The sequence below is a fragment of the Williamsia muralis NBRC 105860 genome (genome assembly GCF_001598915.1).
Lineage (GTDB): Bacteria > Actinomycetota > Actinomycetes > Mycobacteriales > Mycobacteriaceae > Williamsia > Williamsia muralis.
Map to the genome: position 1 here is coordinate 1,086,765 of NZ_BDAP01000002.1, position 23,229 is coordinate 1,109,993.

General features: G+C 66.1%; 19 protein-coding genes. 7 read left to right on the forward strand and 12 right to left on the reverse strand.

The annotated features are described in order from the left end of the window. The first annotated feature begins 19 nt into the window (after positions 1–19). Genes WIMU1_RS11785 through mce1N form a run of 3 tightly spaced genes read left to right on the forward strand, consistent with a single transcriptional unit; the run spans position 20 to position 1,773 of the window. Positions 20–781 (forward strand): hypothetical protein, encoded by a 762-nt coding sequence (locus WIMU1_RS11785; protein WP_120802638.1) that lies wholly within the window; start codon positions 20–22, stop codon positions 779–781. Further along, positions 778–1,164: a hypothetical protein gene (locus WIMU1_RS11790; protein ID WP_062797291.1), complete on the forward strand. Its 387-nt coding sequence runs from the start codon at positions 778–780 to the stop codon at positions 1,162–1,164. The genes WIMU1_RS11785 and WIMU1_RS11790 overlap by 4 nt, the downstream gene beginning before the upstream one ends. Positions 1,165–1,176: 12 nt before the next feature. Next, a complete protein-coding gene (mce1N, locus tag WIMU1_RS11795) occupies positions 1,177–1,773 on the forward strand; it encodes a transport-regulating membrane protein Mce1N (protein ID WP_062797293.1) in 597 nt (198 codons plus the stop codon). Between the two features lie 8 nt (positions 1,774–1,781). Here the strand turns inward: mce1N and WIMU1_RS11800 are convergent, their stop codons facing one another. From WIMU1_RS11800 to WIMU1_RS11810, 3 genes are all read right to left on the reverse strand, one after another. Next, positions 1,782–3,806, reverse strand: a complete 2,025-nt coding sequence (locus WIMU1_RS11800) for an acyl-CoA dehydrogenase family protein (protein WP_084248174.1) — start codon at positions 3,804–3,806, stop codon at positions 1,782–1,784. A gap of 78 nt (positions 3,807–3,884) precedes the next feature. Further along, positions 3,885–4,856 carry an isopenicillin N synthase family dioxygenase gene (locus WIMU1_RS11805; protein WP_062797295.1) on the reverse strand — a complete coding sequence of 324 codons (972 nt, stop codon included), beginning with the start codon at positions 4,854–4,856 and terminating at the stop codon, positions 3,885–3,887. Then, complete coding sequence (locus WIMU1_RS11810; protein ID WP_062797297.1) at positions 4,853–5,329, reverse strand: nucleoside deaminase; 477 nt, start codon at positions 5,327–5,329, stop codon at positions 4,853–4,855. Before WIMU1_RS11810 ends, WIMU1_RS11805 begins: the two co-directional genes overlap by 4 nt. A gap of 104 nt (positions 5,330–5,433) precedes the next feature. On the opposite strand from WIMU1_RS11810, the gene WIMU1_RS11815 reads away from it, so the two are divergent. Beyond that, positions 5,434–6,969, forward strand: coding sequence for a PucR family transcriptional regulator (locus tag WIMU1_RS11815; RefSeq protein ID WP_062797298.1), 1,536 nt, complete (start codon positions 5,434–5,436; stop codon positions 6,967–6,969). On the opposite strand, the gene WIMU1_RS11820 is transcribed toward WIMU1_RS11815, so the two are convergent. From WIMU1_RS11820 to WIMU1_RS11850, 7 genes are all read right to left on the reverse strand, one after another. Next, positions 6,957–8,366: a purine-cytosine permease family protein gene (locus WIMU1_RS11820; protein WP_062797300.1), complete on the reverse strand. Its 1,410-nt coding sequence runs from the start codon at positions 8,364–8,366 to the stop codon at positions 6,957–6,959. The two genes, WIMU1_RS11815 and WIMU1_RS11820, sit on opposite strands and share 13 nt — an antisense overlap. A gap of 114 nt (positions 8,367–8,480) precedes the next feature. Then, the gene (locus tag WIMU1_RS11825) at positions 8,481–9,500 is read right to left on the reverse strand and encodes an agmatine deiminase family protein (RefSeq protein WP_062797301.1); all 1,020 of its coding nucleotides are present in this window, start codon (positions 9,498–9,500) and stop codon (positions 8,481–8,483) included. Further along, entirely contained in the window at positions 9,500–10,486 is a 987-nt protein-coding gene (locus tag WIMU1_RS11830; RefSeq protein WP_062797304.1) for a nitrilase-related carbon-nitrogen hydrolase, read from the reverse strand. The genes WIMU1_RS11825 and WIMU1_RS11830 overlap by 1 nt, the downstream gene beginning before the upstream one ends. Positions 10,487–10,544: 58 nt before the next feature. Beyond that, positions 10,545–12,062 (reverse strand): NAD-dependent succinate-semialdehyde dehydrogenase, encoded by a 1,518-nt coding sequence (locus WIMU1_RS11835; protein ID WP_062797306.1) that lies wholly within the window; start codon positions 12,060–12,062, stop codon positions 10,545–10,547. Beyond that, positions 12,055–14,049 carry a primary-amine oxidase gene (locus WIMU1_RS11840; RefSeq protein WP_062797308.1) on the reverse strand — a complete coding sequence of 665 codons (1,995 nt, stop codon included), beginning with the start codon at positions 14,047–14,049 and terminating at the stop codon, positions 12,055–12,057. Before WIMU1_RS11840 ends, WIMU1_RS11835 begins: the two co-directional genes overlap by 8 nt. After that, positions 14,039–15,409, reverse strand: coding sequence for a 4-aminobutyrate--2-oxoglutarate transaminase (gabT, locus tag WIMU1_RS11845; RefSeq protein ID WP_062797648.1), 1,371 nt, complete (start codon positions 15,407–15,409; stop codon positions 14,039–14,041). Before gabT ends, WIMU1_RS11840 begins: the two co-directional genes overlap by 11 nt. Positions 15,410–15,411: 2 nt before the next feature. Further along, positions 15,412–16,809: an aminobutyraldehyde dehydrogenase gene (locus tag WIMU1_RS11850; RefSeq protein ID WP_062797309.1), complete on the reverse strand. Its 1,398-nt coding sequence runs from the start codon at positions 16,807–16,809 to the stop codon at positions 15,412–15,414. 226 nt (positions 16,810–17,035) lie between these two features. On the opposite strand from WIMU1_RS11850, the gene WIMU1_RS11855 reads away from it, so the two are divergent. Then, positions 17,036–18,544, forward strand: coding sequence for a PucR family transcriptional regulator (locus tag WIMU1_RS11855; RefSeq protein WP_425470435.1), 1,509 nt, complete (start codon positions 17,036–17,038; stop codon positions 18,542–18,544). A gap of 87 nt (positions 18,545–18,631) precedes the next feature. Continuing rightward, complete coding sequence (locus tag WIMU1_RS11860; RefSeq protein WP_062797311.1) at positions 18,632–20,116, forward strand: FGGY-family carbohydrate kinase; 1,485 nt, start codon at positions 18,632–18,634, stop codon at positions 20,114–20,116. 53 nt (positions 20,117–20,169) lie between these two features. On the opposite strand, the gene WIMU1_RS11865 is transcribed toward WIMU1_RS11860, so the two are convergent. Both WIMU1_RS11865 and WIMU1_RS11870 read right to left on the reverse strand, forming a co-directional pair. Further along, positions 20,170–20,955, reverse strand: a complete 786-nt coding sequence (locus WIMU1_RS11865) for an SDR family NAD(P)-dependent oxidoreductase (RefSeq protein WP_062797313.1) — start codon at positions 20,953–20,955, stop codon at positions 20,170–20,172. Next, positions 20,952–21,965 carry a sugar-binding transcriptional regulator gene (locus WIMU1_RS11870; RefSeq protein WP_062797652.1) on the reverse strand — a complete coding sequence of 338 codons (1,014 nt, stop codon included), beginning with the start codon at positions 21,963–21,965 and terminating at the stop codon, positions 20,952–20,954. The genes WIMU1_RS11865 and WIMU1_RS11870 overlap by 4 nt, the downstream gene beginning before the upstream one ends. A gap of 170 nt (positions 21,966–22,135) precedes the next feature. Here WIMU1_RS11870 and eltD point away from each other — a divergent pair, with 170 nt between their 5' ends. Next, positions 22,136–23,224, forward strand: a complete 1,089-nt coding sequence (gene eltD / locus WIMU1_RS11875) for an erythritol/L-threitol dehyrogenase (RefSeq protein WP_062797314.1) — start codon at positions 22,136–22,138, stop codon at positions 23,222–23,224. Positions 23,225–23,229 lie beyond the last annotated feature (5 nt).

Below are 23,229 nucleotides of genomic sequence, written 5' to 3' on the forward strand. Positions count from 1 at the left end.
GACCTCTAGGCTGGTGCCCATGTCCGTGACTCCACCGTCCTACAGCCAGGGCCCGTACGGCGGCTCCTCGCCCGAGTCACCGAACAAGCCGGCTCTGGCCAGCCCGATGGCCATCGCCACCGAACTGTGGGCGCTGATCATCTTGGCGCAGTGCGTGGTTTTCGGTGGGCAGTACCAAGTGGCCTTCGACGCCGCCGACGAGGTGTCCCGGGACATGCCTGAGGGTGATCTCCCCGACGGCGCCATCTGGGTGGTGTACGTCATCGTGGGGCTGACCCTCGCCGCGGTGTTCGGGGTGCTCGCGTGGCTCGCCCGGTCCGGGCGGAATTGGGCCCGCCTGGTGCTCGGTTTTGTCAGTTTCTATCTCGTTGTGCAGACCGTGTCGGCGTTCTTCATCGAAGAGGCCGATCATTGGACGATGATCCCGACCGTCATCGGCGGAGTCGCGGCACTCGGCGCGGGTGTCCTGCTGATGCATCGGGACTCGGACAAGTACTGCAAAGACATGGCGGCGTGGCGAAAGAGCCAGTCGCACAAGGGCGGGCAGGCGCCGTGGCCGCAGGGCCCGCCGGGTGGGTATCCGCCCAACCCCACTTACCCGAACCCCTACCAGCAGTACCCGCAGCAGCCATATCAGCAGCAGTACTACGGGGCGCCGGAGTACCAGCAGGGTGGATACCAGCACCCCGCCGGTCCGGACAACAGCCCGCCCTCGGAGCCCGGCAACACCGATCCGAGACGTTCTGACGACGCCGGATCAGATACAGGAGAACGCAAGTGAGCACCGAGTCCGTGAACCCGGGCGTGCCCCCGAACACCGTTGTGTGGGCGTATCGGTTGTGGCTTGCGTCCGGCGTCCTGCTCGCCGTGTGGGGTCTGTTCCAGATCGCCCTGGTGCGAACCGGGACCAGCGTGGTCTTCGGGGTGTTCTTCATCCTTGTCGGGGCTGCCCTGGTGTGGGCCGGCCGGCAGGCGTACGCCGGTGACCCGCGCTGGCGGTCGGCGGTGTCGGTCCTGACGCTGATGCTCGTCGCCATCGGGATCTTCGCCTCGATGCTCTACTCGCTGCCGATGGTCCCCGCACTGCTCTTCGCGTTGATCGGACTGTCCGGTTCGCTGACCGCCAACCGCCCCACGTCCGAGCCCTGGTTCGCTCGCCGGTGAGGGACTGCGCCCATGAGTGACGAGACACCCGACCACGAGGCCGAGACGCCGGAGGTCGAAGGCGAGGTCTTGTTCTACGAACCCGGCGGCAGCTGGTGGGTGGTCTCCATCGGCCCGCTCCTGTGTCTTGCCCTGCTCATCGTCGAGATCTTCGGTGAAGGCAAGGTGCACTGGCTCGCGCTCCTGATCTTCGCCGCCGTGATCGGCGGGTTCTCGCTCATCCAGGTGTACGCGGCTCGGTCACACGTCACGGTCCGGCTGACCGAGACCACCCTGCGTCAGGGCGCTCAGACCATCGCGCTCGACGAGATCGACGAGATCTTTCCGCAGAACAACAGCCCCGAACATCAGAAGTGGGAGAGCGCTCCTGCCCTGGGTGAACTGACTGCCGTGCCGCGGCGACGCAAGGGTGTGGGCATCCAGTTGCGCAGCGGCAGACTGGCGCAGGCATGGGCCCGCGACGTCGACCATTTCCGGTCGGAACTGACCCAGGCTCACCAGGCTATCGCCCTGGGGCTCGGTCCGAAGAAGTCCTCTTCCCTCCAGAAGCCCAAGCCGAAACCGAAGAAGTCCCCGCCACCGGTACATGGTGACGAGGACTCTTCGTAGGTAGAGCTCTAGCTGAGTTGGTCTTCGACCATCGCTGTCTTGAGAAGTTCTTCTGGCACCGCGAACCCGTCGACGAGCGGGCGGGCATGCGGACGCAGTGCCGCACACAGGTCGTTGACGCCGCGGCGGATCGCCTTGGCGCGTTCCACCGAGATGTGCCGGTGCATCAGGAACCATTCGAGGTCTGCCTCGAGAGCCGAGTAGACGTACAGGTCGCAGACCTTGCCGAGCAGTTCGGTTCCGGCCTTGCTGTCGCACTTGTCGATGGCCTCGATGAACGACTCGAGCACCACCCGTTCGATGTGCGCCGTACCGACTTTCAGCAGATGGTCCTGGGCACCGTTGAACACCTCGAACGGGTCGGCGTCGTCGTCGGTCGCCCGACGCAACCGGTTGGCGCAGGTCCGCAGGAGATGGTCTTCGCGGTTGCGGAACAGCCGGATCTGGGTGCCACGGTTGGTCAGCTCGGACTCTTCGGGATCTTCGCCCGAGGTGTCCATCAGGGTCTGGACCACCTGGCGCGCAGCGGACTTCTCCAGGAACACGTCGCGGGCCATCCCCGCGATGAACCGTGCCCAGCCCACGGTGTTGAGTCCGCGGACGTCTTGCGCGTACGCCGACAACAATTCTTTGGCGACGAGCTGCGTGAGGACTGTGTTGTCGCCTTCGAAGGTGGTGAAGACGTCGATGTCGCCGCGCATGATCGACAGCTGGTTCTCGTCGAGATAACCCGCGCCACCGGTGGCTTCACGGCAGACGTTGATGGTGTGCGAGGCGTGCCAGGTGGTCATCGCTTTGAGGCCGGCGGCAGCGCCCTCGAGTTGACGCTGACGGTCCTCGTCGAGGTCTTCGGCGGACTGCAATTCGTGCAGTTCCTCGATGATCTCGTTCTGGGCGAACGCCAGCGCGTACGACTTCGCGATGAGGGGCAACAGCTTTCGCTGATGTGCCAGATAGTCCATGATGACGATCTCGTCGTCGGAGTCCGGCTGCTCGAACTGCCTGCGCACCAATCCGTACCGGGTCGCGATGGTCAGCGCTTTGCGGCCAGCGGCCCCGGCCGTTGCTGCGACACTGACCCGGCCCCGGATGAGGGTGCCGAGCATCGTGAAGAACCGGCGGTTCTCGTTCTCGATGGGCGAACTGTAGGTGCCGTCCTCGGCGACGTCGGCGTAGCGGTTGAGCAGGTTCTCGCGGGGGATGCGCACGCGGTCGAAGACGATGCGGCCGTTGTCGACTCCCGCCAGGCCGCCCTTGTATCCACAGTCGCTGGTGGTGATCCCGGGGAGATCGTTGCCGTCGTCGTCACGGAGCGGGACCACAAAACAGTGCACGCCTCGGCCGGTCGGTTCCTCGTCGGGACCACCGGTCACCAGCTGGGCGAACACCGCCGCGACCTTGGCATGCTCTGCCGCGCCGCCGATGTAGTCCTTACGTGCCAGTTTGGTGTCGGAGTTGACGACGAACTCGCCGGTGGCGGTGTCGTAGGTGGCCGTGGTCTGGATGGCCTGCACATTGGAGCCGTGTCCGGTCTCGGTCATGGCGAAGCAGCCGAGCACATCGAGATTGATCAGGCCGGGTACGTACTTCTGGTGGTGGAGATCGGTGCCGAGGTTTTCCACCGCGCCGCCGAACAGGCCCCACTGGACTCCCGCTTTCACCATCAGCGACAGATCGGCGTAGCCGAGCAGTTCGATCGCGCTGATCGAAGCACCGATGTCGCCGGTGCCTCCGTGCTTCTCCAGGAATCCGGCGCGGGGGAATCCGTGGCCGGCCAGTTCACGCATGATCTCGAGGATGCGAGCGCGGGCCTGGTCCAACGGGAGCGACGGGTCGGGTAGCAACTCGGAACGGTTCAGCTGCTCTCGCACCGCTTCACGGGTGGACCGCCAGCGTCCGTCGAGTGCGATGCGCAGGTTGTCGACCAGCAGCTCGGTGTCTTCCTCGGGGGTCTGCTTCTCGGGTAGATCTGCGGTCCGGACCTCGGGATCGATGTCCGTTGCCGTGAAGGTGTCCGCTTCGTTCGCCGTCATGGATCCGAGGTTACCCACGAGTAAGGACTTTGAACCGGCAGTTCCGCAAACCCCCGGGGGCACCCGTTGGGCCGGGCCTCAGGACGCTGTGACGGTGATCGCTTCGAGCCGCTCCATGATGAACTCACCTGCGACAACCGGGGGTTGGCCGTTTGCCGCACCGACGGGTGGGCCCAGTGGGGTCACCACCGCATCGTGATCGAGTTCATAAAAGAAGATGAGCGACATCAGGTCTTCGTCGGGAGCGTCGGCCTGCGGAGGCAACACACGGTGGCGGCCTGCCGGCCATCGTCCGCCTGTCCAGTATTCGAGGAGGTCTCCGATGTTGATGGTCAGGGCCTCGGGGTCGTAGGGGGCGTCCGCCCAGCCGCCTTCCTCGGTATAGACCTGAAGGCCGCCGGACCCCGGTTCGCGGTCGAGAACGGTGACGGTGCCGAAGTCGGTGTGCGCCCCGATCCGGAACTGTCCTTCCTCGGGACGACCCACCTCGGTCAGCGCGGGGTAGTGGTTGATGTTGGACGTCCACGTGGCTCGTTCGGCGCGGCCGAGGAAGTCATGTCCGGAATCGAGCCCGAGCGCCGCACTCATCAGCGCGAGCAGGTCGTCGGACAGCAGCTTCATCTGACGGCAGTACTCGGTGAACAACTCATCGAGTTCGGGCACCTCCGCCGGCCAGACGTTCGGCGGAAACCATGCGGCGTCCACCACCGGGTCACCGGTCGGGGTCTGCGCGCCGCAGTTGTAGGTCTCCTTGAGATCGGGTGGCGTCTCGCTCCCGTCGGCAGAACCGTTGGCCTCCATGCCCGGTCCGATCCATCCGCGACCACCGACGGCGACCGCGTATCGGCTCTTGACGTGGGCGGGAAGGGCGAAGAACCGGCGCGCGGCCGCTCGGAGGTCGGCGGGAAGTGCGGGATCGATGCCGTGGCCGGTGACCAACAGGAAACCTGCCGTCTGCAGGCTCTCGTCGACCGCTCGGCACAGTGCCTCGGCTGCGTCGCCGCCCCGGCGCCACTGGGAGATGTCGACGGTGAGAATCGGGCTGCTCATCGGTCGGTCTCCTCGGCGACGCCGATGTCTTCGTTCCACAGCCCGGGGTTGCCGTCGATGAAGTCGGCCATCATGGCCACGCACCGTGGGTCGTCGACCACGGTGACCGACACACCCAGATCGGCCAGCCAGTCCTCGCCGCCTTGGAAGTTCCGAGTCTCGCCGATGACCACCGCGCCGATGTCGAACTGACGGATGAGGCCGCTGCAGTACCAGCACGGCGCCAGGGTGGTCACCATGATGGTCGATCGGTAGTCGCGTTGCCGCCCGGCGTTGCGGAAGGCGGCGGTCTCGCCGTGTACCGACGGGTCATCGTTCTGCACGCGCATGTTGTGACCACGTCCGAGCAGTGTTCCGTCGACGGCGAACAGTGCGGCCCCGATCGGGATCCCGCCCTCGATCAGACTCTGCTGGGCTTCGGCGTATGCGGTCTCGAGCAGCGTTGCGGGCGAGACGTCGATGGAGGTGCTCATGGGGATCAACGCTGCCCGTCGTGCGCACTTGGGGCAACTGACATAGTGTCGCGGCACCGGGGGCTACGGACGTGCAATTCGTCGGTGACGAGAGGCAAGCGACAATGGTTCTGGCGTTACACGAGGTCCTCGACCGGCACCTGGCGGCAACCGATCCGCAGGTGCTCAGTGGTCACGGTCGGCTCGGCAACGAGGTCCGCTGGGTGCATTCCAGTGAGATCTTCGAGATCGGTCCGCTGCTGTCAGGTGGTGAACTCCTGCTCACCACGGGACTCGGACTGGCGGGCACCGACGCCGGTACGCGTCGCCACTACATCCGCGAGCTGGCCACTCGCGACGTCGCCGGTGTGGCAGTGGAATTAGGCAGGACCTTCGACGAGGTTCCCGACGAGATGATCCGCGAGGCTTCGTCGGTGCAACTACCGCTGATCGCGCTGCACACCGTGGTCCCGTTCATCGACCTGTGCCGCGCTGCCAACACCGACATCGTCTCGCGCGAAGTCGGGGTACTCCGCCGACGAGGTGAACTCGACGCGGCACTGCACGCGCTGATGGCGGCCGGTGCCGGTGCCCCGGCGATCGTGAAGGCCATCGCGGCTGCCATCGGGTGCCCATTGGTGGTGTTGGGCAAGAACAATGCGCTGATGGCCGCCGAGGGTGTTGATGACGACCATTCGGCGTGGCAGGTGGTGGACGCGCAGTCCGCGTCGGTGCCGGTGCAGTCGCGCGGCCAGGTCATCGCGACCTTGGTCGCCGGTCCGTCGTCGCTCGATACGGACACCATGAGGTCCCTTCTCGGCCTCGGTGCCGGACCTCTGGGTGTGGCGCTGTCGATGTCGCGCGAGCTCGGAGGGCTACGCCATCGGGCCGCGGCCACTCTGATGTCCGATCTGCTCGATCGGCGGGTCGATCGCCGTCCTGACCTCATGATGCGTTCTCGGGCAGCAGGTTTCGACCCGGCGGGCGCTGTCTGCATCGTTCCGGTGGCGATCTCTGCCCCGGCGCCCCGGATGGCCGTGCAGCTGACGGCGACCGTGACCAAGGAGCTGGCCGTGCAGTCGCTGCACGCCGACGTACATGCGACCTCCTACGCGCTGTTCGCCATGACCGATCAAGCCCGCGACCAGATCACCCAGGTCTGTGCAGCGTTCGCCGGAATCGTCGGTGAGGCAACGGTTGTGGTCGGAAATGCTGCGCGTGTTGATGCCCGTGACCTGTCCGACGCCTTGCTGACCACACGGCGAGCACTCGCGATCGCCTCCGGGTCCCGGCGTGCGATGGCCCGTCACACCGATGCGGTCTCCTCGGTTCGCGCGCTCGCGGCGGAACTCGCGGTGGAGACTCTCGACGCCGCGGTCCGCGACGACCTGGTGACCTCTGTCGGGCCGCTGGTCGAATGGGATCGGACCCACGGGTCAGAGCTCACCCACACCCTCGAGGTGCATCTTCGGCATGGTTGCAGCGCAACACGATCCGCGGTTGCCCTGCACCTGGGCAGACAGAGTCTGTATCAACGTCTCGAACGGATCCGGGAGCTGCTGGGGTTCGACTTCGCGGCGCCCGAGACCTACCCGTCTGTGTTGCTGGCCCTCTGCGCGCACCGCAGTGCGGTGCGATCGGCCTCCGGTCAGGCGGACTGATAGTCGCGACGAATCTTGCTGCGCGACAGCAGGAAGTATCCGGCGAAAGCGATGACAAATCCGGCGAAGAAGGTGATGTCTCCCAGTTCGGGCACGGCCTCGGCGACAAAACCGACATATCGTTCCTGATTGCTGAAGAGCAGCACCGAGGAGACGAGGGCGATCAGGAACGCCGACAGTCCGCCCCAGTTCGTGTACTTCGGGTCGTACAGCATCGCGGCCACGGGACGGTTCCGGCGAAGGATCTGGTCGGCGAACACGATGCCGAGCCACGGGCCGATCCAGTAGGCGACGATCAGCAGGAAGGTCTCGTAGGACTCGGCCGCGTCGGCCAGTGCCCACCAGGCAACCAGGAATCCCACGACGCCGAACACCACGGTGACGAGCGCCCGCTGGAGGCCGAGCGACATCTTGAATCCCATGGTGACAAAAGCCATTCCGCCGGAATAGAGGTTGATCGCGTTGGCCGCGACCGCCCCGACTGCGATGGCCAGCAACGTCAGGTCCGCCACGACCGACGGCAGGTGCCCGGTGAATGCGTCGGTGGGGCTCTCCGCATCCGAGCCGATCGTCACCGACGCGGCGCCGACGGCCATCAGTGCAGTGGTGGACACGAACAGCCCTGACGAGGCGAAGAATCCGGTCTTGAACCGGGACACGGTCGCGGGAAGGTAGCGGGTGAAGTCGGCCGCGTAGGGGGTCCAGCCGGCGGTGTAACCGAACGCCGTACCCACGGTCAGCAGGAAGCCGCCGAGTCCGGCGCCACCGTCGGTGGCGGGTGCGCCGAGATCGGCCTTGCTGAAGATGATGACGCCGGCGATCACGAACACGATGGCGAGAAGCGGCGCGGCAATGCGCTCGAACCCCTGGACGAGGTTGTGTCCGAAGAACGCAAAAGCTGTCTGCGCCAGTACGACGATCAGGAGCGCCAGCACCGACGGGAGACCGAACAGCGTGTTGAGGGCCAGCGCTCCACTGACGCTGTTGGTCGCGAACCAGCCGATGCCGCACATGACGGTCATGAACGCGGCGGGCACGATGTTGCCGCGGTAGCCGAAGCCCAGGCGGCCAAGAACCATCTGCGGCACTCCGTGCAGCGGGCCGCGAGCGGAGAGGGCGTAGTGAGCGAGGGCGCCGAGGAGGTTGCCCAACGCCACCGCGGCGAGGGCCTGCCAGAAGCTGAGACCGAAGTACAGCACCGAGAGGACCCCGACGAAGATCGTCGCGAACTCGAGATTGGGCGCGGTCCACGTCCAGAACATGCTTCGCGGTTTGCCGTGCCGGGCCTCGAGCGGGATGAACTCGTTGCCGCCTGGTTCGACCGCAAGCACTTTGCTGCCATACGAGCTGGGCGCCGCGTCGGCGACGGGCTCTGTTCGGGGAGTGGTCGATGTCATTGCGTCACGGTCCCCTACCTGCGGGTGCCGCGGCAACCTACAGAACGTCCGCTGGCGTGGTGTCCAGGGCGGGCGAACTGTCGGCCCGTCGGACGGGGCGCAGTGACCGGTGGTTCATATCCGACGGCCGGCCGGTTGATGCTGCGTGATGCAGTGGATGCCCCCGCCTCGCTCGAACAACGGCCGCGCGTCGACTGTGCGGATCTCACGCCCGGGGTACACATCGGACAGGATTGCCGCGGCCCGGGCGTCATTCGGATCGTCGAAGCTGCAGGCGATCACGGCATTGTTGATGACGAGGTGGTTGATGTAGCTGTAGTCCACCGGTCCCTCGTCGTCGGTCAGGACCGTGGGGGCCGGGACGTCGATGATCTGCCACCCGGGTTCTGCCGCGGCGATCACCTCTCTGATTCGAGCGCTCACCGCGTGATCGGGATGGTCGGGGTTTTGCTGGTCGTGGACCAGCACCACACCCGGCGACGGGATGGCCGCGACGATGTCGACGTGTCCACGGGTGCCGAACTTCTGGTTGTCGCGGGTGAGGCCGTACGGCAACCAGATCGCCTTATCGGCGCCGATCGTCCGCCGCAGCTCGTCCTCGACGTCTTCACGAGACCAGGTGGCATTGCGGCCATCGCCCAACTGCACCGATTCGGTCAGCACCACCGTGCCGTCGCCGTCGACCGCGATCCCGCCGCCCTCGTTGACCATCGGCGAGTCGATGCGCTGGGCCCCCGACAGCTCGGCGATCAGCGCGCCGATGTGCTGGTCTTTGTCCCATCGCGCCCACGAGGCAGCGCCCCATCCGTTGAACACCCAGTCGACGGCTCCGAGGGTGCCGTCCTCGTCGAGCACGAATGTCGGCCCGATGTCGCGCGCCCAGGCGTCGTTGAGCGGAGCCGCGACGATCTCGACGTCGCGGGAGAGGTATTTCCGGGCCGATGGCAGTTCATCCGGGTCGACGAGCATCGTGACCGGCTCGAACTCACAGATGCTGTGTGCCACCGCCGCCCATGTCCGGCGGGCTTCGTCACGCGCGGCGTCGGTGTCGCCGAGTGAATATCCGGGTGCCGGGAAGGCCATCCACACTTTCTCTTGCGGTGCTGTTTCGGCGGGCATGCGCCACTGCGACATCAGACGTCTCCGGCGCCGAAGTGGCCGTGTGCGGCAACCGGATCGACAAGACGACCATAGGTGTCAGGCCGTCGGGTCTTCAGGAACGGGAACAGTGTGAGCCAGTCACGACGCTGGGCGAGGTCGAGTTCGGCGACCAGCACGGCAGGTTCGTCGCGCGGCGCCTGCACAAGGATGCGGCCGTACGGGTCGGAGATGAAAGACGAACCGTAGAAGGTGATCTCGCCTTCGTTCCCGGTGCGGTTGGGTACCATCATGAAGGTGCCGTTGGCGATCCCGTTTCCGACGATCACCTGCTGCCACAGGGGTTGCGTGTCGAAGTCGGGAAAGTCGGGCTCGGATCCGATGGCGGTGGGGTAGACGATGATCTCGGCCCCGGCCAGCGAATACGCGCGTGCGGCTTCGGGAAACCATTCGTCCCAGCAGGTCGGCATCCCCAGGGTGGCGTCGAGTCCGGCCGGCGAGTGCACGGGATACGGGTCGGGTTCGGCGGGTCCTGCCCGGAAGTACGTGTCCTCGTAATAGCTGGCGGTGATGGGGATGTGGATCTTGCGTGTCTTGGCCGCCAGCTCACCGGTCGGTGAGACCAGGATGGCGGTGTTGAACCCGAGGCCGTCGTCGTAGGTGGTGCCGTTCTCCGCCGAGTTCTTCTCGTACAGCGACGCGTGCAGGAAGATGTTGTGCCGCTTTGCCATTGCCGAGGCGAAGGCGAATGTGGGCCCGGTGTCGAGGTCCTCGGCGGACTCGGCCGGGTTCGCGCCACCTCGGACGAACGCCGGATACCGCAGCAGGGTGATCTCGGGCAGGCACACCAGGCCCGCCCCGGCCCTGGCGGCCATCTCGACGCCCTCGGCGAGATCGGCCAGCAGGGCATCGGTGTCGGGCTGCCAGCGATGCTGCACGAGACCCACCCGTATCGGTGCACGCCCTGAGTCGGTGTCCCGGCACAGTGACGGCGGCGCCGTCAGGGCAGTGATGAGCTGCATGATGTCCTTTCCCGGACGGCGTCGCCGATCCGGTGTGTGTCCCTGCGTGTTTGCCGGGCTACGTCAGTGCGATGTATTTCGTGGTCAGGTATTCGTAGATGCCCTCTGATCCACCTTCGCGCCCGATCCCGGATTGCTTCACGCCGCCGAACGGCGCTGCCACATCGGAGATCACGCCTCGGTTGATCCCGACCATACCCGACTCGATCTTGTCGGCGACCCTCAGCGCCCGGTCCAGGTCCTGCGTGTAAAGGTAAGCCGCCAAACCGTATTCGGTGGAGTTCGCCGCCTCGATGGCTTCGTCCTCGGTGGAGAACGTACTGATGACGGCAACGGGACCGAAGATCTCGTTTCGCACGATGTCCGCGTCTGCCGGCACCTGGTCGAGAACCGTTGCGGGGTAGTAGCACCCCGCGTCGTCGGCCGACGTCTCCGTCGTGACGGAGCTCGGCAGATTCTCCGGATCGGCGCCCAGCCGCACCCGGGCCCCATCGGCTACGGCGGCGGCGACAGCCTTCGCGATGGACGTCTGCTGTTTGGTGTTGACCATCGGGCCCAGTGTGGTCTTCGGGTGGTAGCCGGGCCCCAGAACCATGGCTTCCATCTTCGCCGTCAGCGCCGCGGTGAACTGTTCGGCGATACCTTCCTGGACGAGAAAACGATTGGCTGCCGTGCACGCTTCGCCGCCGTTGCGGGTCTTCGCTGCGAACGCACCCTCCACCGCCTTGTCCAGATCGGCGTCGTCGAACACGAGGAAGGGTGCGTTGCCACCGAGTTCCATGGACGTCCGCTGAACGTTCTCGGCTGCCTGTCCGAGCAGGCGCCGGCCGACCGGGGTCGACCCGGTGAAGCTGATCTTGCGTACGCGGGGATCGGCGATCAGCGGCTCGGTGACGTCGGCTGCCTTGCTGGTCGGGAGAATCGAGAGCACACCGCCGGGCAGTCCTGCCTCGCCGAGCAGCTTGGCGAGGTAGAGCATGGTCAGCGGGGTCTCCTGGGCGGGCTTGACGATCATCGTGCAGCCCGCGGCCAGCGCCGGACCGATCTTCCTGGTGCCCATTGCGAGCGGGAAGTTCCACGGCGTGATCGCCAGTGCCACCCCGACGGGGGCGTGGGTCACCGTGATCCGTCCGGTGCCCCCCGGCGACGGGGTGAACCGACCCGAAACCCGAACGGCCTCTTCGGCGAACCACCTCAGGAACTCGCCGCCGTAGGTGATCTCGGACTTCGAATCGGGCAGTGCTTTGCCCATCTCGAGGGTCATGATCGTGGCCATGTCGTCGGCGTGGTCCTGGACCAGATCGAAGGTGGCGCGCAGGATCTCCGATCGTTTGCGCGGCGCGGTGGCAGCCCACTCGTCCGCCACTGCGAGCGCGCTCTCGAGTGCGGTGTTCGCGTCGTCGGGCGTGGCATCGGCCACGTGGACCAGGGACGTGCCGGTGGCCGGGTCGTCCACCGAGAACGTGGAACCGTCGGATGCGTCCACCGAGGCCCCGCCGATCCACAGACCCGTGGGGACCTGGTCGAGCAGCTCGCGGAAGGCGGCGATTGGATCAGTGGCCGGGGAATCAGTCATGACAGTGTCCTCCAGATGATTCGGGCGATGTGGATGATGTGGGGTGACAATGCGCGCTCGGGCTCGGTGCGACATCGAGGGATGGGTTGCGGTCGAAGAAGCCGAATGGCTTGAGCCAGAACGAGACCGTGTCGGCCGGCATGATCGGCCAGTCCTCGGGCCGGGTGATGTGGTGGATGCCGAAGGTGTACCAGAGCACCACGTCGGTGTTGTCGATGCTGCGGTTGGCTTTCGTCCATTCGCCCAGCCCTTTGTCGGTGGCCGACTGGTTCACGAATTCACCTGCGGGCCAACGTTCGTCGGGACTGTTCTGGGTGACCCACACGGTGTGGCCGATGACCTCGGCGCGCGCGAACACCGGTGAGGCCGGGTCGAACATGGCAGGGATGGCGTCGCCGGGGACCAGTTTGTAGGCAGGATGGGTGCCCAGTCCGTTGGTGGTGTTGGTGTTCACCACCTTCCACGCTCGCTGGGTGGACCAGTTCATGTCCTGCTTGCCCTCTTCTTCGGTTCGTAGAGGGGTGTTGCGCTGCACCAGGGACAGGCCGTACGGATTGGCCGGTCCCATCGGTTCGATCTCGGTTTCGCTGGCGTAGACGGTGTTCTGGGTCCCGTCCACGTCGAGGTCGAGGCGGGCGACCAGGAAATGCTGGTGGAACGGTGCGTAGGTGCGTTCGTCCACCAGGGTGCCGTGCGGGTGGGTGGCGCCGGGTGCGATCGGCGTGGTCACCATGATGCCGGTGGCGCGCACCTCGCACTCGATGTTGCCGTCCTGGTAGAAGCGCCAGTAGACGAGGTACTCGTAGTTGGCCACGGTGACATGGAATGACACCGTGAGCCGGCGCATCCGGCGAACCTCGGCGCCCGCATCGTGATCGACATGCTTCCAGAGAACCGCGTTGTCCTCCTCGTGGATGCAAATCGCATTGGTGATCGTGTACGGCTCGCCCTTGCTGTTGTGCAGCACGGCATCGAGGTAACGGATCTCGCCGAGGCAGTCGCAGCCGAGTTCCAGGGAGGTCGTCATGAAGCCGAGGCCCCACTCGCCGATGTCGAATGCTGTTCGGCGGTAATGGTCTTCGCAGTGATCTCGGTACGGCACCATCATCTCGGCAAACGACAGCCGGTGGGCCACCGAGCGCTCGCGACCACCGTCGTTGTAGGTGACGGCGTGCAGGGTCATGCCCTCACGGTGGTTGAATCCGACGCGCACCGACCAGTTCTGCCAGGTCAGCTTGTTGCCCTCGAGGGTGAACGAGGGGCCGTCCGGCTGGGTGATCTCCAGGGGCTTGAGTGGTTGGCGGCGCGATTCGGCCCGGATCCGCTCGGGGATCCGGCCGGGCACGTACTCGCCCATGACATCCGGCGGTTCGACGCCGCCGTTGTCCTCGATCTCGAGCAGTTCCATCGTGTTGAGGTCGATGACGCAGTGCAGTCCGCTGACCGGGTGGGCGTAGGGGTTGGCCCCCGGTTCGGACCTGAGCCAGGTGTCCGACCATCCGAGCCGTCTGTTCCGGTACTTGTCCGGGGCGACGGCGTCTCCGTAGGTCCAGGTGTCCATGAACACCAGGTCGAGGTCGGTGATCCCGCGCTTCTTCAGGGCAGCGATGACATCTGGGTGGCCCCGCAGCACCTGGTCACATTCTTCGAACTCGTCGACGGTGAAGTTCGCCTGTACGCCGGGGATGTGGGTGAAGGATTCGACCGCATCCTCGGTCAGTGAGACAACCGCCTTGTAGGTGGCGTTGCGCGTCGTGTCCGAGCAGGTGACGAGTCCCTTGCGAGGAGGCCGCGGGCCTCCCGTCGCGTGGTCGGCCAGAGCTTGTTTGCTGGGCTCGAGCAGCTCGATCGAATGGAACCGCCAGCCCTCGGCGACGCCATGGTCTCGTGCGAGTAGTGCTGCCGTCGAACGGAATTCGTCGGCGCTGAAGGGGTCGAGGGGATGGCTGGTGGTCTCGGGCGGGCCGGCTGCCGGATCAGAGGACACGCGCTGCTCCTGTGGACCCGGTCAGTTCGCGCAGGCAGTTCTCGAGTACGTCGAGCCCGTCGCCGAGCAGCTCGTCACCGATGACCAGCGGGGGCAGGAGCCGGATGACGTTGCCGTACGTACCGCAGGAGAGCAACACCACACCTTGTGCGAGACAGGCTGCCACCAGGGCCTTGGTCAGCTCCGGATTGGGCTTGTTCGTACCCGGTTGCACGAGTTCGATGGCCAGCATCGCTCCTCGTCCCCGGACGTCGCCGATCTCGTCGGTGACCGAGGCCATCGCCCGCAGTCGTCCGACGGCGATCTCCTCGATCTCCCTTGCCCGTCTGGGTAGATCGAGCTCGGCCATCACGTCGAGGGTGGCAAGTGCAGCTGCGCAGGCCACCGGGTTACCGCCGTACGTTCCTCCGAGACCACCGGCATGCACTGCGTCGAGCAGATCGGCGCGCCCGGTGACCGCGGACAACGGCATACCGCCGGCGATGCCCTTGGCCATCGTCACCAGATCGGGCACCACGTTCTCGTGTTCGCTGGCGAACCATGCACCGGTGCGGGCGAATCCGCTCTGCACCTCATCGGCGATGAACACGATGCCGTTCGAGGCGGCCCAGTCGGCCAGTGCGGGAAGGAATCCGGGGGCGGGCACGATGAAGCCGCCTTCGCCCATCACGGGTTCGATGATGATCGCGGCCAGCTGATCTGCCCCGATCTGCTTGTCCATCATCGAGATCGCGCGGGCCGCCGCTTCCGGGCCGTCGAGTCCGTCATGGAAGGGGTACGAACCGGGTACTCGGTAGACCTCCGGCGCAAAGGGTCCGAAACCATACTTGTAGGGCATGGTCTTGGCCGTCAGCGCCATCGTCAGGTTGGTTCGGCCGTGGTAGGCGTGGTCGAACGCCACGACCGCGTCGCGTCCGGTGGCCAACCGGGCCACCTTGATCGCGTTCTCCACAGCCTCGGCGCCGGAGTTGAACAGCACGGTGCGCTTCTGATGGTCACCTGGTGTCAGGTGATTGAGCCGTTCGGCCACCGCGACGTACCCCTCGTAGGGCGTCACCATGAAGCACGTGTGGGTGAAATGCCGTGCCTGCTCGGCAACCGCTTCGGCGACCGCCGCGTTGCTGGCGCCCACGCTCGTCACGGCGATCCCCGACCCGAAGTCGATGAACGAGTTGCCGTCGATGTCGACGATCACGCCACCGTCGGCGTCCGCGGCGTACACCGGCACGGTCGAGCCCACGCCGCCGGCGACGGCCATCGCGCGGCGACCCTGCAGTTCATGGGATTTCGGTCCGGGGATGGGCGTGACGAGTTTGCGTTGCTGGGGAAGGCGGTAGGAGACCGCTGCTGTTGTCGTCATGGTCATTCCACCGAACTCATCACGTGCTTGATGCGGGTGTAGTCCTCGACCCCGTAGGACGACAGGTCCTTGCCGTAGCCGGAGTTCTTGAACCCGCCGTGTGGCATCTCGGCAACCAGCGGGATGTGGCAGTTGACCCACACACAGCCGAAGTCCATACCTGCGGTCATCCGGTTGGCGGTGCCGTGGTCGGTGGTCCACACGCTCGAGGCCAGGCCATAGCTCACGTCGTTGGACAGCGCGATGGCCTCGGCTTCGTCCTCGAAGGTCTGCACGGTCACCACGGGGCCGAACGTCTCTTCCTGTACCAGCGCGTCTGTCTGGCGGACTCCGGTGATCACGGTGGGCTCGATGAAGAATCCCTTGTCACCGCGGCGCTTTCCGCCGGTGACCACGGTGGCGTGCGAGGGGATCGAGTCGAGTATCGACGTCACCTTGGTGAAGTGGTTGATGTTGTTCAGCGGAGGAACCGTTGTCGCGTCGGCCTTTTCACTGAGCGCGGCAACGAACTTGTCGTGGATGGAGGAGTGCACGAGGATGCGGGTCACCGCCGTGCAGTCCTGGCCGGCATTGAAGAACGACGCCTCGCCGATGCCGTCGACGGCCTTGTCGAGGTCTGCATCGGCGAACACCACGGCAGGGGCCTTGCCGCCCAGTTCGAGGTGCGCGCGCTTGAGTTGCTGTGCGGCGGACACCGCCACGGCGATGCCGGCACGGACCGACCCGGTGATCGACACCATGCCCGGGGTCTTGTGCCCGACGATGGACGCACCCGTCCCACCGTCGCCGAGCACCACGTTGAGGACTCCGTCGGGCAGGATGCCCTTGGACAGCGAGGCCAGGACAAGCGTCGATTCGGGAGTGGTGTCAGAAGGCTTGAGCACCACCGTGTTCCCGGCGGCGATCGCAGGTCCGATCTTCCACAACGCCATCATCAGGGGGTAGTTCCAGGGGGTCACCTGACCGATGACGCCGATGGGTTCACGCCGCACGTACGAGGTGAACCCCTCCATGTACTCACCGGCCGATTTCCCCTCGAGGAGGCGGGCCGCACCGGCGAAGAACCGGATCTGGTCGGCGCCGACGGTCACCTCTTCGTCGGCGATCTGATCGGCCGGCTGCCCGGTGTTCCGTGCCTGGGCGGCCACGAGCGCATCAGAGTTCGCCTCGATGGCATCCGCCAACTTCAGCAAGGCGGTCTGCCTGGTCTTCGGGGTGGTCTTACCCCAGGACTCGAAGGCAGTGGCCGCAGCGGCCATGGCCGCGTCGATGTCGGAGGTGGTCGAGACCGGCGACGTACCGACGACCGATTCGTCGGTCGGGTTGATCAGGTCGATCGTCTCGGTGGACGACGACGCGACGAACTCGCCGTTGATGTAGTTCTTCAGGATCTCGGGCATGACGCGCGGTCACTCTCTGTCGGATTGGACTCGGGTCGAATTGGACTCGGGGGTCGATGTGGCTCGGGGATCGATGGGGGACAGGTGATGGTTGCCAGTGTTCGCCGCATCGATGTGGTTGCGGACCTGACAAAATGTCCAGGGTCTGTTCGCCGTCGGTACACTCTGTCCAACAGTCGGCTTGTTTGTGCTGGTCTGTAGCCCCGGACTGGGCCCGAGGAGGAAGGTGGAGCCGTTGACCACCACTGTCCGCTGGCTGCTTGGTCAACGTGACCTCGATCTGCGGCTGATCGGGGGAGCCGCTGGTCAGGACCGCGACATCGACTGCGCACTGAGTTCGGAACTGCCTGCCCCGCACGAGTGGCTCGCCGGCGGGGAGCTGCTTCTCACCACCGGTCTGCGTCTGCCTCCCACGACAGCCGGGCGCCTCGAGTACGTCCGGCTGCTGGACCGGGTGGGAGTCGCAGGTGTCGGATTCGGTGTCGGCCTCGGCTTCGACGACGTGCCTGCCGATCTGGTGGAGGCCGCCGATCAGGTTGGCCTGCCGCTCCTCGAGGTCCCCTTGCCCGTGCCGTTCTCTGCCATCGCGCGCACGGTGCTCGACCACATCGCCGCAGAGCGCTTCGACCAATTCGTCCGCGCGTCGCACACGCAGCCGCGCATCACCCGCGCGATCATCGCCGGCGGCATGCCGGCGGTGGTGCGCGAACTCGCGGACGCCATCGAGCAGACGGTTGTGCTGCTCGACCGTGATCAGCAGCTGGTGAGCGCGCGGCCACAACCGGTGTCCGCCGAAGATCTGGAGTCGGTGCGGTCGCAGGTGGGACGTGACCCCGCGGCGGCCAGCGGCGTCACACTGACCGGCGACCGGGTGATCACGGTGCAACGGATCAGTGTGGCAGGCAACGTATTCGGGCACCTTGCCGTCATCGGCCGAACCCCGCTCGGTGATCTCGAGCGGGTACTGGTGGGTCACGCGACATCGCTGCTCAGTCTGGAACACGCCAAACCCGGTCAGGTGATGCGCGACCAGCAGGCGCTGAACTCCGACGCGTTGACACTGGCCATGTCGGGCCCGCCGCCCGCGGCAGCGCGCAACATCGTGTTGCGCGCCGCCGACCGGGACGGGCGTGTGCGGATCGCCGTCGCGCAGTACTCGGGGGTGGGAGGTGCGCAGCAGGCCGCCGCGGCGGTGGCGGTGGAATTGCAGAACCATTGGCGACCGGTGTTCGTCGACCAGAGCGGTCCGGAGGTGGTGGTGCTCCTTCGCGGGGAGGACCAACGTTCGTTCGCCGAATCGGTGCTCGCGATGGTGGGCAGGCAAGGGGCCCGTGCCGGATTGGGCACGGTGGTCTCGGTGGACGACATCAGCGACTCGGTCCGTCAGGCTCGGCTCGGATGTGCGGTGGCCGGTGAAGGCGAGGTGGTCGACCTGGCAGCACAGGGGTCGGTGCTGGCGCTCGAGCCGGTACGCCAGGCGTTCAGCGGGGCACACGAATCGGTCCTGGGCCCGTTGCTCGAACACGATCGACGCAACGACAGCGCCCTGGTGGAGACGCTGCGCGGATACCTCCTGGCGAACGGACAATGGGAAGCCGCCGCCACCTCGGTGGGTGTGCATCGGCACACCCTTCGCCACCGGGTGGACCGCATCGAGCAACTCCTGCGCGTCGACCTCACCGACGCACGCACCCGCGCCGAACTGCTGCTGATCCTCCTGTCCGACCCCCGCTGACCCGGCAGGTCCGCGGACCCGATGTCGATGCCCGCGACGGCGCCAACCCGGTGACGACGATGATGTCCGGCCGATAGGCTGACTCAGGTGGAACTCGTCATCGGAATCGACATGGGCACCGGAAGCAGCAAAGGGGTTCTCGCCGACGCCGGGGGAACGGTGCTCGCCACCGAGACGGTTCCCCACGAGACGTCGATGCCGCGGCCGGGATGGGTGGAGGTCGACCCGGAACGGGTGTGGTGGCAGGAGATCTGCACGATCAGCTCCGCGTTGATGGCCGCCAAACCCGCGGACGGTGATGTGGTCGCCATCTGCGTCAGCGGGGTCGGCCCGTGCCTGGTTCTCTGCGACGCCGATCTACGGCCCACCCGCCCGGCCATCCTGTACGGCGTGGACACCCGGGCCAGCGCGGAGATCGCCGAGTTGACCGAGCAGCTGGGCGCCGAGCAGATCCTCGCCGATGCCGGGACGTTGCTGTCCAGTCAGGCGGTCGGGCCCAAGATGCTGTGGGTGCGCAATCACGAACCTGAGGTGTGGGCGCGCTCGGCGCGCTGGTATGGGTCAAACTCGTACATCGCCGCCAAACTCACCGGCGAGTACGTGATGGATCACCACACGGCCAGCCAGTGCGACCCGCTCTATGCGATAAAGGATTTCGAGTGGCACCGCCGGTGGGCGGAGCAGATCTGCGCGGACATTCCGATGCCACGCTTGTGCTGGCCGGGCGAGGTTGTGGGCTCTGTTCACCGTCGCGGCGCCGAGGAAACCGGACTGCCGGAGGGGATCCCGGTGGTCGCGGGCACGGTCGACGCTTTCGCCGAGGCGTTCTCGGTGGGTGTGCGTCAGCCGGGTGACCAGATGTTGATGTACGGCTCGACGATGTTCCTGATCCAGATCATCGACGAGTTCCACAGCGACCCTGCGCTGTGGACCACTGCTGGCGTCCAGGAGCGCACCCTCGCACTCGCTGCCGGGACGTCTACCGCCGGTCGGCTGATCTCGTGGCTCCAATCGGTCACCGGCAACGCCTCATTCGACGAATTGACGTCCGAGGCGATGGCGGTGCCGCCGGGGAGCGAGGGGCTGCTCTTGCTGCCGTATCTCGCGGGAGAACGTACTCCGGTGTTCGATCCCGATGCGCGTGGCGTGTTCGCCGGGCTCACGTTGCGGCACAACCGTGGACATCTGTTCCGGTCGGCCTACGAGGGGATCTCCTTCGGTATCCGGCAGATCCTCGAGATGTTCGATGATGCGCACACCGCCAAACGCACTGTCGCGGTGGGTGGCGGGCTGCGCAGCCCGGTGTGGGCTCAGGCACTCAGCGATATCACCGGCCGTACCCAGCTGGTCCCCGAACAGACGATCGGCGCGAGTTACGGCGACGCTCTGCTCGCCGCGATCGCGGTTGATCTCGTTGCGCCGGAGACCGATTGGACCAAGCTCGCTCGGGAGATCACTCCCGACCCGAAGGTCGCGTCACTCTATGACGACCTCTATCAGACGTGGCGCGAACTGTATCCGGCAACAGCAGATCAGGTACATCATCTGGCGCGGATGACCGACGACCGCTGAGAGCTGGTGGTCGGATCCACCGCGGCCGAGTCGGTTGCGCCCGCTTGTAGCGCTCAGCCCATCGTGTAGCCGCCGTCGACCGGGAGGTCCACGCCGGAGATCATCGATGCCGCGTCTGAGGCCAGCCACAGCACGGTGTTCGACACTTCCTGCGGAATCGCGAAGCGGCCCAGCGGGATCCGCGCCAGCATCGGCGCAGCTTTGGTCTCCTCACCCCACACGCGTTGACCCATCTCGGTGAGCACGACGGTGGGGCACACCGAATTGGCGCGGATCCCGTACTGGCCCAGTTCGAGCGCCAGCACCTTGGTGGCCATCACCAATCCGGCCTTGGAGGCGCAGTACGAGTAGTGCTCACGCAGCGGTGCCAGGGCGGCAGCCGAGGCGACCGTGACGATGGAACCCCCGGTGCCCTGCTCGACCATGATCGAGCCCACCCGCGCGGCCAGAAGGGCGGGAGCTCGGAGGTTGACGTTGAGCACGGCGTCGTACTGCGCGGTGTCGAGGTCGAGAACCGAATGGGGATAGGAGATCCCGGCGTTGTTGATCAGGATGTCCAGGCCGTCGAACGCGGCTGCGGCGGCACGCGCGAGTGCTTCGGGACCATCGGTGTCGGCCAAGTCGGCGACCACTGTGGCAACGCGCGTGCCGTGTTCACGGCTCAGGGTGGCAGCGGCCTCGTCGAGCTCGACCTTGTTGCGTCCGCTCAGGATGAGGTCGGCTCCCGCGCGTGCGAGCGTGACCGCGATATCGGCGCCGATTCCTTTGGTGGCGCCGGTGATCAGCGCGCGTTTGCCGTCGAGGCGCAGAGTGGTCGGATCGACAGTCGGGGTGGTCATAAGCTCTCCATGATTGCTGTGGCGGTTGCGGGATCGGTGACGAGTTGGTTGAAGAAGCCCGCGGCTGCCCCGGCGACGATCGGGTCGACCTTGTCTTTGCCGACCGCCACACCGATGCCGATCGGCACCTGCTTGAGCAGGTCCAGTTCGATGGCGATGAGCCGATCGCGTCCGGGGAAATCGACGGCCCGGCCGTCGCGGTCGTAGAAGCGCGAGCACACGTCCCCCACGGCCGAGCGCAGCGACGCCGAGCCGGTCGGGACGAATTGCGGTATGTCAGAACGTAACAGAGGCGGTGCGCCGATGCCCATCAGCGCGCAGCGGGCCTGCGACCACAGTCGCAGGACTGGCTGGATGCTGGGGTCGACCGTGAGTGAGGCGTGCAGGTCCGGCCCGGGCAGGGCGGGTGCGAAGAGGTAGTTCGGTCGGCCGCCGATCCTTCCTGCGACGAGGCGGGTGATCTCGTTGGTCTGGTACCACGGCTCGGGTTGGTCGTTGCCGCCGACGGTCGGTACCACCAGGACGCCGGGCAGTTCGGCCATCTCGTACTGGGCCACTTCGTAGACGGTGCGGCCGGAGGACACCAGGAGTACGTCGCCCGGCAACAGATTTGCGTCACGGAGGCTGCGTGCCACCGCGGGGGCGAGAACCGATCCCATGACCTCCACGGTCGGGCGCGCTGGGGTGGGCGGGGGAAGCGGGCTGCTGAGATACACCCTGTCGAGGTGCAGTGCCGCCGCCAGGCTGGTCTCCAGGTCGGCGTCGAAGAAGTCTTGTGGCGCAATCACTTCGATGCGGACGATGCCCCGGCGACGGGCTTCGGCGAGCAGCCGGCTGACGGTTGCGCGGCTGACGCCGAGCTGTGATGCGACTTCGAGTTGGGTGGCTTCTTCGGTGTAGTACAGGCGGGCAGCGGCATAGACCAGCGAGGCGGAGAAGTGGCCGGAATCCGACCCGTTCGCCGCATCGGTCGACGGGGAGGCCGCCGACCTGCGTGTCTGGTTGGCCATGAGGCACACCCCTCCGTCGGTGACTGCGATCCCGCCGATTATGGCACTGCACATTTGTTCATGCGGTGAAAACTCGTGAACATCTGTTCTGTACATATGTATCAGTAAGCGCTAACGTGACCCGGAACACAGCAAAATGAACGCGGCCTCGGCCGGTGAGGAGTTGGCTAATGGGTGAGCAACTACCCGAGAAGATGCAGGCAGTTGTCTGTCATGGACCCGAGGACTACCGCTTGGAGCAGGTCGCGGTACCGGTCGCCGGCCCCGGTGAGGCGTTGATCAAGGTCGAAGCAGTGGGTATCTGCGCGAGTGATCTCAAGTGCTACCACGGTGCGGCGAAGTTCTGGGGCGACGAGAATCGTCCCGCATGGGCCGAGACGGAGGTCATCCCAGGCCACGAGTTCGTCGGCACGGTGGTCTCACTCGACGCCGCCGCTGCCGAGCGGTGGGGGATCGCGGTGGGCGACCGGGTGGTGTCCGAGCAGATCGTTCCCTGCTGGGAGTGCATGTACTGCAAGCGCGGCTGGTACCACATGTGCGCGCCGCACGACCTCTACGGATTCAAGCGCCGTACACCCGGGGCGATGGCCGAGTACATGGTCTATCCCGGAGAAGCGCTGGTGCACAAGGTCTCCAAGGACATCCCTGCGCACCACGCCGCATTTGCCGAGCCTCTGTCGTGCTCACTCCACGCCGTCGAGCGCGCACAGATCACCTTCGAGGACACCGTCGTCGTCGCCGGCTGCGGACCGATCGGCCTGGGCATGATCGCAGGTGCCAAGTCGAAGAACCCCGCTCGGGTGATCGCCCTCGACATGGCCGAGGAGAAGCTCGAACTCGCGAAGCGGTGCGGCGCCGACCTCACCATCAACATCGCGACCGAGGATGCGGTGGCGATGATCAAGGATCTGACGGACGGCTACGGTGCCGATGTGTACCTGGAAGCCACGGGGCACCCCTCGGCGGTCCCGCAGGGACTGAACCTGCTGCGCAAACTGGGCCGGTACGTCGAGTACGGCGTCTTCGGGAGCGACGTGTCCGTCGACTGGAGCATCATCAGCGACGACAAAGAGCTCGACGTCCTCGGTGCGCACCTGGGTCCGTACTGCTGGCCCGCAGCCATCCGCATGATCGAGTCGGGGGTTCTCCCGATGGACGAGATCTGCACCCACCAGTTGCCGCTGAGCGAGTTCCAGCGCGGATTGGACCTGGTGGCCAGCGGTAAAGAGTCGGTCAAGGTGTCCTTGATCCCGGCCTGAGCGAA